The sequence below is a fragment of the Mycobacterium sp. ST-F2 genome (assembly GCF_001905655.1).
GTDB lineage: Bacteria > Actinomycetota > Actinomycetes > Mycobacteriales > Mycobacteriaceae > Mycobacterium.
Genome location: NZ_JMHT01000042.1, coordinates 14871 through 29513 on the forward strand (window position 1 = coordinate 14871; position 14643 = coordinate 29513).

The following is a 14643-nucleotide window of genomic DNA, read 5'->3' on the forward strand; positions in this document are numbered from 1 at the left end:
GCTATGGGAGTCACGCCGCTGATCGGCGACGCATGACCGAAGTCCCAACAGGCGTGGGGGACCTGAGCCCGGTGGAGCCGGTTTCGATGCCGCTTGATGTCGATGGCGCGTCCGCGACCGCAGATCCGGAACCCGCGATCGGCCTGACCGGACGTCCCGCGCGACACATCCCCGAGCCCAAACCCAAGAGCGTGCACGGCCCGGCCAAGGTCATCGCGATGTGTAACCAGAAGGGCGGCGTCGGCAAGACCACGTCGACCATCAATCTGGGCGCCAGCCTGGCCGAATACGGCCGCCGCGTGCTGCTGGTCGACCTCGATCCGCAGGGCGCGCTGTCCGCCGGGCTCGGCGTCCCGCACTACGAGCTCGAGCACACCGTGCACAACCTGCTTGTCGAGCCGCGGGTGTCGATCGACGATGTGCTGATCAACACCCGGGTCAAGGGCCTGGACCTGGTCCCCAGCAACATCGACCTGTCGGCCGCCGAGATTCAGCTGGTCAACGAGGTCGGCCGCGAGCAGACGCTGTCGCGCGCGCTGTACCCAGTGCTGGACCGCTACGACTACGTGCTGATCGACTGCCAGCCGTCGCTCGGACTGCTCACGGTGAACGGCCTGGCGTGCGCCGACGGCGTGATCATCCCGACCGAGTGTGAGTTCTTCTCGCTGCGCGGCCTCGCGTTGCTGACCGACACCGTCGACAAGGTCCGCGACCGGCTGAACCCCAAGCTCGACATCAGCGGCATCCTGATCACCCGGTACGACAACCGCACCGTCAACGCGCGTGAGGTCATGGCCCGGGTGGTGGAGCGCTTCGGCGATCTGGTGTTCGACACCGTCATCAGCCGCACCGTGCGCTTCCCGGAGACCAGCGTCGCCGGTGAACCGATCACCACCTGGGCCCCGAAATCCGGTGGCGCCCAGGCGTACCGGGCGTTGGCGTGCGAGGTCATCGACCGGTTCGGCGCGTGATTGCCGAGGCCGACAGCGCAAGCGAGGAGCGATCGGACGCAGTCGCTGGTGGTGAGGTGGCCGATCAACCCGACGAGAAGAAGGCCGGGTTCCAGGTCCGCCTCAACAACTTCGAGGGTCCGTTCGACCTGCTGCTGCAGCTGATCTTCGCGCACCGGCTGGACGTCACCGAAGTCGCGTTGCACCAGGTCACCGACGAGTTCATCGCCTACACCAAGGAGATCGGCAGCCAGCTCGAACTGGATGAGACGACGGCGTTCCTCGTTGTCGCCGCCACGCTCCTGGATCTGAAGGCCGCCCGGCTGCTGCCCGCTGCCGAGGTCCACGACGAGGACGACCTGGCGTTGCTCGAAGTGCGCGACCTGCTGTTCGCGCGGCTGCTGCAATACCGGGCGTTCAAGCACGTCGCGCTGATGTTCGCCGAGCTCGAGGCTGCCGCGATGCGCAGCTACCCGCGGGCCGTCACCCTCGAGGACCGGTTCACCGAGCTGCTGCCGGAGGTCATGCTCGGCGTCGACGCCGACCGGTTCGCCCAGATCGCGGCGGCGGCGTTCACACCGCGTCCGGTGCCGTCGCTGCGCGTCGATCACCTGCACGTGCAGGCGGTGTCGGTGCCCGAGCAGGCCATGAAACTGATGGGGCTGCTGGAGAATCGCGGCGTCGGGGAGTGGGCGTCGTTCACCGATCTGGTCGCCGACTGTGACGGCGGGATGGAGATCGTCGGCCGGTTCCTGGCGCTATTGGAGCTCTACCGCGCCAAGGCGGTAAACTTCGAGCAGATTGAACCGCTTGGAGTGCTGCAAGTTTCGTGGACCGGTGAGCGGCCGACGAACGAGCATCTGGCAGCGGCGGTGGAAGAAGACCAATGACAGACAACGACGCGGTGATTGCCGCGGATAGCAGCGTGGGCGAGGACGTAGAGCCCGACGCCGGTGTGACCGACGCGGCCGCTGTCGCCGAAGGTGACGAACTCGACACCGACGCGGTTGCCGGTGAAGACGAGATCAACACCGAGATCAGCGATGACGAGCTCGGATGCGCACTGGAAGCCCTGCTGCTGGTCGTCGACACCCCGGCGCCGGTCGACTCTCTGGCGTCCGCGCTGGACGAGACGATCGAGCGGGTCGAAGACAAGCTGCGCCGCATGGCCGCCGAGCTGGCCGAGCGCGGCAGCGGCATCGACCTGCGCGAGGCCGGCGGCGGCTGGCGGATGTACACCCGCGCCCGGTACGCGCCCTACGTCGAGCGGCTCATTCTCGACGGCGCCCGGTCCAAGCTGACCCGGGCCGCGTTGGAGACGCTGGCAGTGGTGGCCTACCGGCAGCCGGTGACGCGCGCACGGGTGAGCGCGGTGCGTGGCGTGAACGTGGACGCCGTGATGCGGACCCTGGCGGCGCGCGGGCTGATCATCGAAGCCGGCACCGATGCCGACAGTGGCGCAACGACTTTCGCCACGACGGAATTGTTCCTGGAGCGGCTCGGTTTGACCTCGCTGAGTGAGCTGCCGGAACTCGCCCCGCTGTTGCCTGATGTCGACGTCATCGACGACATCACCGAGACGCTCTCTGAGGAGCCGCGTTTCGCCAAACTCGGCGGAACCCCTGCGCCGGCTACGGAGCCGGCCAAATTCGACGTAGATCGGGACTGACATGGCCAACGAAGAAGGCGTGCGACTGCAGAAGGTGTTGTCGCAGGCGGGAATTGCCTCTCGCCGCGTCGCCGAGCGGATGATCCTGGACGGGCGAGTGGAGGTCGACGGCCAGATCGTCACCGAGCTCGGCACGCGGGTGCACCCCGATCGGCAGGTCGTCCGGGTCGACGGCACCCGCGTCCTCGTCGACGAGAACCTGGTGTACCTCGCGCTGAACAAGCCAAAAGGCATGCACTCCACCATGTCTGACGACCAGGGCCGTCCCTGCATCGGTGACCTGGTCGAGCATCGCGTGCGCGGCAACAAGAAGCTCTTCCACGTCGGCCGGCTCGACGCCGACACCGAAGGCCTGATCCTGCTGACCAACGACGGCGAGCTGGCGCACCGGCTGATGCACCCGCGGTACGAGGTGTCCAAGACGTACCTGGCGACCGTGCAGGGGACCGTGCCGCGCGGGTTGGGCAAGAAGGTGCGCGAGGGCGTGGAATTGGAAGACGGGCCGGTCTACGTCGACGAATTCGCGGTGGTCGACATGGTCGCCGGCAAGTCGTTGGTGAAGATCGTGCTGCACGAGGGCCGCAATCGGCTCGTGCGCCGACTCATGGCCGAGGTGGGTTTCCCGGTGAAGGAACTGGTGCGCACGCACATCGGCACGGTGGCGCTGGGGGACCAGCGCGTCAACAGCCTGCGGGCACTGACCCGCAAGGAAGTCGGCGAGCTGTACCAGGCGGTGGGCCTGTGAACGCCCTCGTCATTGCCATCGACGGCCCGGCGGGAACCGGGAAGTCCTCGGTGTCAACGGGTTTGGCGCACGCCCTCGGCGCCAACCACATCAACACCGGTGCGATGTACCGGATCGTGACGCTGGCGGTGCTGCGGGCCGGCATCGACCCGGCTGACGCCGACGCCGTCGTCGCGGTGTGTGAGAAGACCGAGTTCTCCGTCAGCTTCGACCCGGATCACGACACGTCCTACCTTGCGGGTGAGGACGTTTCGGACGAGATCCGTGGCGACGCGGTGACGCTCGCGGTATCGGCCGTGTCGGCGATCCCGGCTGTGCGGACGCTGCTGGTGCAGCGGCAGCGCGAGCTGATCGCGGCGGCGGGCTCAGTTGTCGTCGAGGGCCGCGACATCGGAACCGTGGTCAAGCCCGACGCCGATCTCAAGATTTTCCTGACCGCCTCGGCCGAGGAGCGCGCCCGTCGGCGCAATGCGCAGAACGTCGCAAACGGCTTGGGCGACAACTACGAAGCGGTGCTGGCCGATGTGCAGCGCCGCGACCATCTGGACTCGACGCGCGCGGTCTCGCCGCTGAAGGCGGCCGACGATGCGATCGTCGTCGATTCCAGCGATCTGACCCAGGCCGATGTGGTGGCACATCTGCTGGATCTCGTGCAGCAGAAGGTAGGTGTGCGTCAATGAGCGACGACGACGGTGTGTGGTTCGACGAAGGTGACTGGGAGATCGGCTCGGAGGGTTTCGAGGCCGAGCTCGACGAGTACGCCGGACCCCCGCCCGTGGTGGCCGTGGTCGGCCGCCCGAATGTCGGTAAATCGACTCTGGTGAACCGCATCCTGGGCCGTCGCGAAGCGGTGGTGCAGGACATCCCGGGCGTGACCCGCGACCGTGTGTCATACGACGCGCAGTGGGTCGGGCGCCGGTTCGTGGTGCAGGACACCGGCGGTTGGGAACCCGACGCCAAGGGTCTGCAGATGCTCGTCGCCGAGCAGGCCACCGTGGCCATGCGCACCGCCGACGCGATCATTCTCGTGGTCGACGCGGTCGTCGGGGCAACCTCGGCCGACGAGGCCGCGGCCAAGCGGCTGCAGCGCTCCGGTAAGCCGGTCTTCTTGGCGGCCAACAAGGTTGACAACGAGAAGATCGAATCCGAGGCGGCGGCGCTGTGGTCGCTGGGGCTGGGACAGCCGCACTCGATCAGTGCGATGCACGGCCGCGGCGTGGCCGATCTGCTCGACAGTGTGCTCGAGGTACTGCCCGAGGTCTCCGAGACGTCCGGCGGGACGGGCGGCCCGCGCCGCGTCGCGCTCGTCGGCAAGCCCAATGTCGGCAAGAGCTCGCTGCTGAACAAGCTGTCGGGCGACGAGCGGTCCGTCGTGCACGATGTCGCCGGCACCACGGTGGACCCGGTGGACTCGCTGATCGAATTGGACGGCAAGACTTGGCGTTTCGTCGACACGGCCGGCCTGCGCCGGAAGGTCGGTCAGGCCAGCGGGCACGAGTTCTACGCCTCGGTGCGCACGCACGGCGCGATCGACGCCGCCGAGGTCGCGATCATGCTGATCGACGCCTCCCAGCCGCTGACCGAGCAGGACCTGCGGGTGCTGTCGATGGTCATCGAGGCCGGGCGCGCGCTCGTCATCGCGTTCAACAAGTGGGACCTGGTCGACGAAGACCGGCGCTACCTGCTGGACAAGGAGATCGAGCGAGAGCTCGTGCAGGTGCAGTGGGCGCCGCGCGTGAACATCTCGGCGAAAACGGGTCGGGCCGTGCAGAAGTTGGTACCGGCGCTGGAGTCCTCGCTGGCGTCGTGGGACGCCCGTATCCCGACCGGGCGGCTCAACACCTTCCTCAAGGAGATCGTGGCCGCCACACCGCCGCCGGTGCGTGGTGGCAAGCAGCCGCGCATCCTGTTCGCCACGCAGGCGGCCTCGCGGCCGCCGACCTTCGTGCTGTTCACCACGGGCTTCCTGGAGGCCGGCTACCGCCGTTTCCTGGAGCGCCGGCTGCGTGAAGAGTTCGGCTTCGAGGGCAGCCCGATCAAGATCAATGTGCGGGTGCGCGAGAAGCGCGGGGCCAAGCGCTAGCCGCCGACGCGCCGCCGGACCCGTTTAGGGTCCGGCGGGAGGTCTGAGGTAGGCTTTCCAACCGTTGCCGGTTCGTCCGGCAGCGCCGCGGGCTGTGGCGCAGCTTGGTAGCGCACTTGACTGGGGGTCAAGTGGTCGCAGGTTCAAATCCTGTCAGCCCGACAAAGAGAAGTAGGCTTGACCTGCCCTTTAGCCGGAGGAGGCCAGGTGGGTGCCGGGGGTATTGGGACCACCTTGGGACCAGATTGGCCGACCCTCGGTGGGTGCGCTGGTACCTTGGCCACCACTCGTCCGGTTTGTAATCGGCATTCGCTATCGCGGCGGGGACACTAGGGGACGGTATGTCAGACGACCTGGCACTCGACCGTCCGCTGGGTATCGACGGGCAGGCGTGGGCCGCGATCGTTGGTCACCGCGGTCGCTTGGCCGAAGCTAGGCCTGGTGCCGACAGGTCACTAATTCTTGGGCGCGCTAAGGAACTTGCCGAATCTGTCGCAAGAGTCGTGATCACTGAGCGCGGGGAAGTGGCTCCAGCTTCAACAGATTTTCCGGCACTCATCGATTCCGCTCATGCGGTGCTCAAGCGCCAGCCGGGAGCGCATCTCAGCAACGATCCTGACCTACGCAACCTCGTTCAGAACGCGATGAAGATCGTCAAGAGCGTCGGTGTCATCCGCAACACCTTCGGCTCCGGTCACGGCCGCGCTCGCGAGCCTGTGGTCGAGCAGGAGATGGTCGATGTCGTTGTTCCAGCGACGATGCTGTGGGTGCGCTGGGCTCTGCGCCGACTGGCGCCACTGATCCTCGGCCAACCCGCAACTTTGATCAGTGACCTGCTCGACGGTGCGGTCTTCTACAAAGGAAACCTTGCAGAGCGACTACGGGCTGCCAACATCGCCGGCCTCGACGCGGCGATCCAACAGAAGCTCGGGAATGCGGTAGGTATTCGTGCAATGCGCGATACCGTGCTCGTCCAGGTCGAGGGCGTTCAAGCATGTGCGAATTCTGATTCGCTCGACGACTGGCCGGCGCACTACCGGCGCGGTGTGGTGGACGGCCTACTGTTCGACGAGAACGGCAACGCGCGACCTACACGGTGGGCCTTCGAGCGCGTGCCTGGCGTTCTCGGCCCGATCGAGGACCAGGCCGTCGAGCTGGACAGGCTGTGTCGGCTTCTTGGCAACGAGCATTTCGAAACTGGCGATTACCCAACGGACTATGAGCTGTGGTCCTTCGCTAAGGGACTTAGCGAACGGTTTGGGCTGTCCGCTCGCTCGCATTGGTCAAACATCGTTTCGCTCTTTGATCCGGGCGCGCCATTCTGACCCGGTATTACATCGGGGAGCGGTCTAGATTGCCCGCAGCTTGCGCCCAGCGGTCGACGACAGATGGCGCGTGAGCAACTCACCGGCATCAGCGACGGATTGCCGATCGGGATGTAGGTAGCGCTGGGTGGTGGTGATGCAGCCGTGGCCGGCGATCTTGCGCAGGCTGTGCAGTGGGACGCCAGCATCGGCCATCCAGGTAAGGCCCGTGTGTCCAAGGCCGTGCCGTTTAAGCTGGTCGTAGCCCAGCTTGGTGACCACCTCATCCCATGAGGTCGCGTCACGCAGGGTGGCAGTGGTAATGCGGCCGCCCCGCGGGCCGGTGAAGAGCCGGGCATCCGGCTCGCCGTTGGCGACTTCGATCCGCCGCCGGACCAGATCGCGGATCGACTCGATCAGCGGCACCTGGCGTGCCCGTCGGCCTTTGGTGTTCTTGTCGACCAGCCCGCCACCAGAGGCGCTCGTACCGCAATCTTGGAGTTCACCGGGAGACGGCGTGGTCTGACGACACACGGTCCAGACCCAGTTGTCAGTGTCGATGTCGCGCACCAGACAGCCGGAAACTTCACCGATGCGCGCGGCGGTGCAGGCCTCGAAGATCACGGCGTCGCCCCAGCCTTGGTACTTGTCGGCGGAGTTCGCAACCAATGCGTCAGCGAGGCTCACGAGAGCGGACCAGTCCGGTAGTGCCAGGGCACGCGGGTCGTCGAGCTCATCCTCGGCGAGCTTGTACTCGCGCTGCCATCCGCTGATGCGCGCCGGGTTCCGATCGATGATGCCGTCACGGTGGGCCTGCTCCATGACCCGCACCAGCACGGCGAGACTGTTCTTCACGGTCGACCGACTGCAGTCGTCGGCGATCCACGCGTGGACGGCCCGATCGACCGCTCCGTTGGTGATCATGGCGAGAGGCAGATGGCCAAGCGACGGGACGACTCGCTTGCGCCACCCGGCGAGGTAAGGATCGGTGGTTTTGCTTTCGAGGCCACGCAGCGCCAGCTTCATGTTGCCTGTGCCATAGTCGGAAAGTGTCGTGGTTGCCGCGTTCGGATCGATGCCGCGGCCGGCGGACTGACGCATCCGAGCGATCCACTCCTCGGCGGCTTCGCGCGCGGCGAACGTCTCGGATTTGGAGACTCGCTTTTGGGCCGCCGGATCGACCCACCGGACACGTGCGCGGTACACTCCGCCGGAGCGCGGTTCGATATCGGCCGATAACGAAATGCCCAGTGGCAGGGTAACTTTGTCGGCCACTACGCCACCTCGCTTGGATCGAAGCGCCGACTGGCGAGCCACTTCTCAACGTCGTCCGAGTTGTACATGAACACCCGACCAGATATTTGAACGAATGCCGGGCCCTGCGGCGGTCGCGCGGTTCGCCAACGTCGGATGGTCGACGCGTCGACGTGAAGGAGTTCGGCAAGCTCGTTGCTACTGTACCAACGCCCATCCACAAGCATCGTTGGTTCACGCCCCTTCCTTCAATGCGCTGCGCCCGGCGAGCCGTTGCTCACGAGCGCGAGTAGAAGCCGAAACGACCAGCAGGCGGTCACCGACGTTGTCGTAGCCCGAGCGGTCGAACTCCCACATCAGCGGCTGGACGGTGGTGCCCTCCGATCCCGAGTCGGCCTGCTCGCGGCGCCAGGCAGCGCGCTGGTCACGCAGCGCCTTCATGGTCGTCGAAAACTGTCGGGACTTGCTCGTCACGTGCCCTCGGAAGCCGAGGGTGTGCAGCCAGAGGACCATTTCCTGATATCGCTCTTCGCGGGCGACGGAAGCGATCGTATGGAGTATGCGGCGCACATGGTCCGTCACATCGATTTGATCGATTCCTTCCTCGCTCAGACGCCGGGCATCAAGGCCAAGATCTGTCACGGACTTGGTGACGTACTTGGCCAGATAACCGGCAACGCGGCGGTTGTGGATATCGGTGTCAGTGCCGGCCATACCGGCCCCGCTGATGCACTTGATATCCAATTGCTCGCCGAAGCGCAGAACGGCCTCGTTGCCGATCGCGAGCTTGGTGTCGAACGCCGCCCGCCGCACCAACTCGACGAACGCGCCCATCTCCAGATTGGCGTCCGGAGGAGAAAGCGCTTCTCCCGGAGGCGACGCCGCATCCAGTCGGATGACGGCGTGGAAGTGAGGAACGCCCCTTCGTTGTAGCTCAACAACTTTGACGAAGGACGGCCGTGTACCCATCGGATCGACTCCGCGGGTTCTCAGTTCTTGGGCGAGGAATCGACGGAGACGAATCGTAAATCGACGCCAGAGTTCGGGAGCGTGCCAGGCGAACAGAACGTGACCCACGTAGTCATAGCAATCTATGCATATCGGCTGGCCCACGGCGGGGTCCTCAGCGTGATGAGCGCAGTCGCATCGGACGATTCGTCCATGACCGCACTGTGTCGCCTGCCGACCGCCGGGATGGCACTGCCCGTTGTGTCGGATTGTGTGGACAGCGCCGAAACTCGGCGCGGTGAGCGTGACGAACAACTGGGGGTGGTCGGCCACGGTGTTGGGAATACCGTGATGGCCGCCGTCGAGGCCGGCGTGGATCAGCTGCCAGATGTCGCGGGCATACAGATCAGAGCATGACGGGCACGCCAACGCGCGACGGTTGTTACACCTCGTAAGTACGTGATGCTGTCGGCCGAACTCGTCGGAGGCCTCCAGGCGAATTGGGCTCGCGCAGAACCCGGACCTCTCTGCGGTATCCCACCAGGTGTCGAAACCAGGAGACGAAGCCCGCCGCACCATCTGTGCCAGAAGCGCGGTTCCGTCGACGTCGGCCTGTGCCCCTGGCAGCGTGGGGATGTCCGCAGCGAACCTATTCACCGTGCTGACTTTCCAGGGCAGGGACTGAAATGCTCAGCAAGATAGTCGATATCGTCGTCAGTGACATGGAAAGCGCGCACCCTTAGCGGTTCGGCGCGCCCGTCCTGACAGACATACGCCACACCAGGAGTCGCCGTCGATATCTCATCGCAGAGCGCTCCAGCGTCACGGGCAGCGGCGCCCAGGACCATCGTTGTCTGCGTGGTCTCGGTCATCCGCATCCCGACCCGAACGGAGAACAACTGCCGGATCGGTAACACGTCCTTCGAGGGGTCTTGCACTGCCGCGACCACGGAAACACCAACCGCGCGACCCTGAGAGAGCAACAACCCGAGGAGTTGCTCGACTTCGGAACGAACTTTGCGATCGCTGATATAGGCAGTCAGCGAGGCGATCTCATCCACCACGACCACGAGGAGGGGCGCAGAGGTTGACGGGGTGTGCAAGCGGGTGTGCCCGCGAAGGCGCTGCGCCCGGTGCTGCATGACCTGGGCCGCCGCCCGCAGCAACGCGAGTGTGCGTTCGCCGTTGTCGTAGGCGAATCCGGCGAACAGTCGCTGTCCACGACCAAACTCCATGCCTCCCTTGGGATCGACGACCAAGATCCGGACGGTCCCGGCCCGTATTCCTGGGGCGAGGCCGGAGATGAGCGACCAAAGAACTGATCCTTTACCCGCGCCGGTGGCGCCAGCGACCATAATATGGTGGCCCAAGACCGGTATACGCCAAGGCTTTCCGGACTCGATGATGCCGATATCGATGTTCGTGAGGTCAGCACGGGATTCACGGATCGGCCGTCGCAGCCGGATGGAGACGGCCAAAGCATCGCCGTGATGCACGGTGATGTTGACCTCGCCGGGTTTGTGAGAACGAACTGTCACCCGCTCGGCCCGGAAGGCTTCGGCGAGCGCGAGCGTCTTTTTCTGCCAGTCGGCCGCCGACTGCCCGACAAGAATCTGAACGACAACGACGTCACGGGTCGCACCAATCGATACCGACCGAAGCGTCGGCACTAGCGTGCGATTGGCCATTGAGGCCGTCAGACCATGCAACGTGCAGATGGTCTCCCAGCGGTGTCGATAGATCCACCAGGTCCGCCATCGCGACCGCATCCTGGCGGTAATCCATTCGTCGAACGACTCGGGTGAGAGGCATGCCCACGCCGCCAGAGTTGTCCCCGATGCGACGGCGACGAGCAATCCAAGGATCGGCGCGTACTGAATTCCAACCCAGAGGCTCACGAGCAAGGGCAGGCTGATCATCGGAAACAGCACCGACCACCAAATGAGGACACCGAGTCCCTTCGCCACACCCGTGAGGATCAGCGTGATGGTCTCGTCCCACTCGGACTCAGTGCTGCCTGACGCTTTCGGCTTACGGGCGTTCGAGGAATCAAACATTGCATTCTCCTTCGAGAATCGGGGACTGCATCACCGCTTGACCGCGGTCGATGACGCAGTCCCCGACCAACTCGCTCAGGCGGCCGTCTTGCCGGGACCGGCCGGCGTTCCTGATGGGGGCGCCGATCTCGGCGGGGCGACCACCCCAGATAGCGGTGCACCGGAAGCGCGGATGGCGTCTGCCCGGTAGGCGACACCGCTGCGCCCGTCTTGGTTCCAAGGGGACGCGATGAGGCCGTCAACCTGAACGGGCTGGGCAACGCTCACTCCGGGGTCACCGGCGACGGTGACGGCGATGACCTCGGCACCCGAAACATCGAGCGCCATCAGCTGCACCTGCCACAGCGGCTGGCCGGTCTCGCGGTCGATCCGGGGTTGCCCCGTGTCGAATGCCACGCGCTGCTCCGGTGCCCGCGTGCAGACGAACGACACCCCGGTTGTATCAATCTTCAGTTTCATCGGATTTGCTCCTGACCTGTTATTTGTTGTGGCGATCGCCACTAGGCCAGAACACCAGCGGGCTGCCGATCGGTGTAAGGGAGCTGCAGGGAGACGGGGGGAGACCGAAACCGCGCGCAAAGGTGCAGCTAGCTGTCCGGTTGATCAGGCAAAATCGGAATGTGGCCGACGCCGCAGCTTCACGACCAGCAAGCGCACAGCGACTTCGTGCTGCGCGCGCTGATTGGGGCTGGAGTCAGAACGACCTGACCGCTGAAGTTGCGCGGGTTCGGGCAAAGCAGCGGCTGGAACCCATCGACCCTGATTCGCTTCGGCGGCAGATCGTCGAGTTCGAACGGGGGCGTCAGCCAGGCCCACTGTGGAGGGGGCTCTTGGCCGAAGCGCTTCAGGAGGATGAGGACCGGCTATTCGGTTTGGCCGTCGACACGAATCTTCCGCGTCCGCTGCTGGTTCAAACTGAGTTCGACAGCGACGTGCTCGCCGTCATCTTGGAACAGCGTGCGGCGCACATCAGGGCTGAACACCTGTTCGGACCCGCATACGCCCGAGAACTGGTGGACCGTGACTTGACCACGATTGAGGAACTGATCCGCACTGCTCCGCCAGCCATACGCCCCGAGATGCGTCGGGCCGCGGGGCGCATCGCTGAGCTTGGTGGCTGGATTGCCCAGGACAGCGGTGATGGGCTGAAAGCCCTGGAGCTGACGACACGAGCAGAGGATCACCTCCGGTCTGCGGACCCCTCGTTGCAGGCGACCATCCTCATGCGCCGCTCCAACATCGTGCTGCACTCCGATCCAGGTCTTGCGCTCGAACTGGCAGACGCCGCGGCGCGACTCATCAGCGGGATCTCCGTAGGGCGGCTCGCGGCAAGCATCGCGCGCCAGCAAGCGCTGGCAGCTGCTGCCGATCGCGACCGGCGGGCCTTTGCCCGGCTATCTGCGCACGCAATCCACGTCGCACAGATCGAGCCGATTGCCGACGATCATGCGATTTATGCCTCGCCTGCCTACGTTGCCGGCGAGATCGCCTCGGGGTTGATGATGTTCGGCGATGCGGCGAATGCGTTGGAATTTCTCCGCGAACACCATCGGAGCTGGCCTAGCGGCCAGCATCGCGATTTCGCCGTGGCCTCGGCTCGGTTGCTGCGAGCGACGATCATGCTCGGGGACTACCACAGCGCGGTCGAACAGCTTCCGCGGACGGTCAGCGCGTACTTGTCGGCACCGTCAGACCGGACACGGCGCGAACTACGCCAGTGCCGCAAGCTAATTCGTGACCGATCCAGAGCGGCAACGACTCTGCCTCTGCAAACGCTGCGCAGAAAAATCGAGGATACTTTGCGAGGAGACCTAACCCCGTGACTCACAACCAAGGAGAGTTCGGTTTGGACATGCCGACGACGACAACTGAGGACAGCAGGACGAAGGCCCCAGTGGCGCTGCTTCCGATCGGATCATTCGAGCAGCATGGCCCCTACCTTCCCCTTGTCACCGACACACTGATTGCGACAGCCATCGCCGATTCGATCAGCAGCCAGCACAGCGTTTTTCAGCTTCCCGTGTTGGCCTTCGGGTGTTCGCATGAGCACGCGGACTTTTCGGGGACGGTGAGCATCGCCGCGACGACGTTGAACAGTATCGTCTTCGACCTGATCGACGCACTCAACAGTCAGGGAACCCGCGGCCTCGTCATTGTCAACGCACACGGCGGCAACTATGTGCTGGCGAATGCGGTCCAAGAGGCCAACACCAAAGTCGGGATCCGGGTCGGGTTGTTTCCGAGTCGCGAAGACTGGACAGAAGCGCGAGAAGCCGCCGGTATCACCAGCACGAATCATGACGACATGCACGCCGGCGAACTCGAAACGTCAATCCTGCTCGCCACGCATCCCGGCCAGGTCCTCGACGGATGGCAGACCGCCGATCACAGCGCGCCCGACCGTCGGCACCTAGCCACCCTCGGCATGAGCGCGTACACCGATAGCGGCGTGATCGGCTACCCCTCTCTAGCCAGTGCGGAGAAGGGGCAAGCGGTCCTCGACCATCTCGGCAAAGCAGCTGGCGACCTGATCACGGTGCTTTCCGAGCCGCGAACCTGACGTCAACGCCGTGACGGCTCCCGTCCGCTGGCGCTCCCGTCCGCCGCCACGGACCGAGCTTTCGTGGCTAACAGGAGACCGGTTCCGAACGTCGGCTGACAACAGTGGTGAGAATTTTCTTTACTGGGATCAAGACGGAGGTGGTGACGGCCATTCGGGACGGTGGCACCGACAAGCGGCACGGAGCTCGGCCTACATCACAATGGTCTGGACCTGCGAGTGTGGGCCGTCGTCGTCCTCCCATTCGACCCGGAGTTCAACGCGATCCAGCACGCCAGACATGACCGACAACGCGAATTCGACATGTCCCCCCGCGACCAGCGAATTGATCGGGGCATCGAACGCTCCGTGGACCAGCGGAATGCTGTTGCGGTCTTCGGCAGGGTGATCCCACGCCAACTTGACGTTCCGGGCGTCACCTTCGCCCTTGTTCTCCAGGATGAGGTAAGTGCGCCGATCAACCTTCGGATTGCCCCGTGAGTCAAACCGCTGGCTTTCCCGGCGCTCGACGCGGGCAACCGGACGTGCCCGCTGCGAGGTGGCAACGGGCTCGGTCACCTGCGGAAGGTTGAGTTGGTCCCGTACCGTGGAGAGAAGGTCGCGGCGGGCGTGTTGGACCAGTTCCTCGACCCCCGAGTACTCCCGGTAGATACCCCAGGACTTCGCACGCTCCTTGAACTTCTGGACCTGCTCGAACTGCTCATTGTCGATCGACCCGGGGATTACGGGTGTGTTGGAGAAGTACAGCAGCGCTGGCTTGCCCGCCGCTACGAATCGTTCCAACTCGTGGACGCTTGCAGGGGTCGCGCCCTCGAGTAGCTGTCCGATCCGCGTCCAGAAAATGCCAATGGCGATGTCAGAGGAGTCGACGATCTGTTCATCCAGGATGTCCTGCGGCGCCGCGCCCAATCGAGGCGTGCTGTTCTTCTCCCACGTGCGTGGCAGCAGCACGACCTTGTTGGCCGGGGTGTGCTCGTCGTTGAACTCCCAGATTGCCTCACGGAGGGCTGTGCGTTCGGCAGCAACATCGGAGGGCGACGCGATCAGCACATGGACGACATGGGCGGGGTAGA

The 14643-nt window shown here is 64.9% G+C and carries 15 protein-coding genes and 1 tRNA gene; 10 read left to right on the forward strand and 6 right to left on the reverse strand.

The window, feature by feature from the left end:
• Nucleotides 1-86 precede the first annotated feature (86 nt).
• The 8 genes from EB75_RS16265 to EB75_RS16300 all read left to right on the forward strand — a co-directional run bounded on the left by EB75_RS16265 (nucleotide 87) and on the right by EB75_RS16300 (nucleotide 6772).
• Nucleotides 87-971, forward strand: coding sequence for a ParA family protein (locus tag EB75_RS16265; RefSeq protein ID WP_073696483.1), 885 nt, complete (start codon nucleotides 87-89; stop codon nucleotides 969-971).
• 56 nt (nucleotides 972-1027) lie between these two features.
• Nucleotides 1028-1840 carry a segregation/condensation protein A gene (locus EB75_RS16270; RefSeq protein WP_174557684.1) on the forward strand — a complete coding sequence of 271 codons (813 nt, stop codon included), beginning with the start codon at nucleotides 1028-1030 and terminating at the stop codon, nucleotides 1838-1840.
• Nucleotides 1837-2619, forward strand: coding sequence for an SMC-Scp complex subunit ScpB (gene scpB, locus EB75_RS16275; RefSeq protein ID WP_073696395.1), 783 nt, complete (start codon nucleotides 1837-1839; stop codon nucleotides 2617-2619). The genes EB75_RS16270 and scpB overlap by 4 nt, the downstream gene beginning before the upstream one ends.
• Before the next feature lies 1 nt (nucleotide 2620).
• Nucleotides 2621-3364, forward strand: coding sequence for a pseudouridine synthase (locus EB75_RS16280; RefSeq protein ID WP_073696396.1), 744 nt, complete (start codon nucleotides 2621-2623; stop codon nucleotides 3362-3364).
• On the forward strand, nucleotides 3361-4044 hold the full coding sequence (gene cmk, locus EB75_RS16285) for a (d)CMP kinase (RefSeq protein ID WP_073696397.1): 684 nt from the start codon (nucleotides 3361-3363) through the stop codon (nucleotides 4042-4044). The genes EB75_RS16280 and cmk overlap by 4 nt, the downstream gene beginning before the upstream one ends.
• On the forward strand, nucleotides 4041-5447 hold the full coding sequence (gene der / locus EB75_RS16290) for a ribosome biogenesis GTPase Der (protein WP_073696398.1): 1407 nt from the start codon (nucleotides 4041-4043) through the stop codon (nucleotides 5445-5447). Before cmk ends, der begins: the two co-directional genes overlap by 4 nt.
• Nucleotides 5448-5535: 88 nt before the next feature.
• A tRNA-Pro gene (locus EB75_RS16295) sits at nucleotides 5536-5609 on the forward strand.
• Between the two features lie 179 nt (nucleotides 5610-5788).
• Nucleotides 5789-6772 (forward strand): abortive infection family protein, encoded by a 984-nt coding sequence (locus EB75_RS16300; protein WP_083612342.1) that lies wholly within the window; start codon nucleotides 5789-5791, stop codon nucleotides 6770-6772.
• 24 nt (nucleotides 6773-6796) lie between these two features.
• Here the strand turns inward: EB75_RS16300 and EB75_RS16305 are convergent, their stop codons facing one another.
• From EB75_RS16305 to EB75_RS16325, 5 genes are all read right to left on the reverse strand, one after another.
• Nucleotides 6797-8026, reverse strand: coding sequence for a tyrosine-type recombinase/integrase (locus EB75_RS16305; RefSeq protein WP_073696400.1), 1230 nt, complete (start codon nucleotides 8024-8026; stop codon nucleotides 6797-6799).
• The gene (locus EB75_RS16310) at nucleotides 8026-8232 is read right to left on the reverse strand and encodes a helix-turn-helix transcriptional regulator (RefSeq protein ID WP_073696401.1); all 207 of its coding nucleotides are present in this window, start codon (nucleotides 8230-8232) and stop codon (nucleotides 8026-8028) included. Before EB75_RS16310 ends, EB75_RS16305 begins: the two co-directional genes overlap by 1 nt.
• A 7-nt stretch (nucleotides 8233-8239) precedes the next feature.
• Nucleotides 8240-9532 (reverse strand): replication initiator, encoded by a 1293-nt coding sequence (locus tag EB75_RS30180; RefSeq protein ID WP_308207175.1) that lies wholly within the window; start codon nucleotides 9530-9532, stop codon nucleotides 8240-8242.
• Nucleotides 9533-9606: 74 nt separating this feature from the next.
• Complete coding sequence (locus EB75_RS16320; RefSeq protein ID WP_073696403.1) at nucleotides 9607-11010, reverse strand: FtsK/SpoIIIE domain-containing protein; 1404 nt, start codon at nucleotides 11008-11010, stop codon at nucleotides 9607-9609.
• Between the two features lie 75 nt (nucleotides 11011-11085).
• Entirely contained in the window at nucleotides 11086-11469 is a 384-nt protein-coding gene (locus EB75_RS16325; protein ID WP_073696404.1) for an SCO3933 family regulatory protein, read from the reverse strand.
• 161 nt (nucleotides 11470-11630) lie between these two features.
• Here EB75_RS16325 and EB75_RS16330 point away from each other — a divergent pair, with 161 nt between their 5' ends.
• Nucleotides 11631-12833 (forward strand): NsdA family TPR-like regulatory protein, encoded by a 1203-nt coding sequence (locus EB75_RS16330; protein ID WP_073696405.1) that lies wholly within the window; start codon nucleotides 11631-11633, stop codon nucleotides 12831-12833.
• Between the two features lie 29 nt (nucleotides 12834-12862).
• A complete protein-coding gene (locus tag EB75_RS16335) occupies nucleotides 12863-13570 on the forward strand; it encodes a creatininase family protein (protein WP_073696406.1) in 708 nt (235 codons plus the stop codon).
• 192 nt (nucleotides 13571-13762) lie between these two features.
• On the opposite strand, the gene EB75_RS16340 is transcribed toward EB75_RS16335, so the two are convergent.
• Complete coding sequence (locus EB75_RS16340) at nucleotides 13763-14620, reverse strand: DUF8453 domain-containing protein (RefSeq protein ID WP_142239647.1); 858 nt, start codon at nucleotides 14618-14620, stop codon at nucleotides 13763-13765.
• Nucleotides 14621-14643 lie beyond the last annotated feature (23 nt).

Excerpts from the sequence above, each read along its gene's own strand:
- EB75_RS16265 (WP_073696483.1), top strand. The coding sequence starts at position 87 with ATGCCGCTTGATGTCGATGGCGCGTCCGCGACCGCAGATCCGGAACCC.
- scpB (WP_073696395.1), top strand. The coding sequence starts at position 1,837 with ATGACAGACAACGACGCGGTGATTGCCGCGGATAGCAGCGTGGGCGAG.
- EB75_RS16280 (WP_073696396.1), top strand. The coding sequence starts at position 2,621 with ATGGCCAACGAAGAAGGCGTGCGACTGCAGAAGGTGTTGTCGCAGGCG.
- der (WP_073696398.1), top strand. The coding sequence starts at position 4,041 with ATGAGCGACGACGACGGTGTGTGGTTCGACGAAGGTGACTGGGAGATC.
- EB75_RS16300 (WP_083612342.1), top strand. The coding sequence starts at position 5,789 with ATGTCAGACGACCTGGCACTCGACCGTCCGCTGGGTATCGACGGGCAG.
- EB75_RS16310 (WP_073696401.1), bottom strand. The coding sequence starts at position 8,232 with ATGCTTGTGGATGGGCGTTGGTACAGTAGCAACGAGCTTGCCGAACTC.
- EB75_RS30180 (WP_308207175.1), bottom strand. The coding sequence starts at position 9,532 with ATGGTGCGGCGGGCTTCGTCTCCTGGTTTCGACACCTGGTGGGATACC.
- EB75_RS16320 (WP_073696403.1), bottom strand. The coding sequence starts at position 11,010 with ATGTTTGATTCCTCGAACGCCCGTAAGCCGAAAGCGTCAGGCAGCACT.
- EB75_RS16325 (WP_073696404.1), bottom strand. The coding sequence starts at position 11,469 with ATGAAACTGAAGATTGATACAACCGGGGTGTCGTTCGTCTGCACGCGG.
- EB75_RS16335 (WP_073696406.1), top strand. The coding sequence starts at position 12,863 with ATGCCGACGACGACAACTGAGGACAGCAGGACGAAGGCCCCAGTGGCG.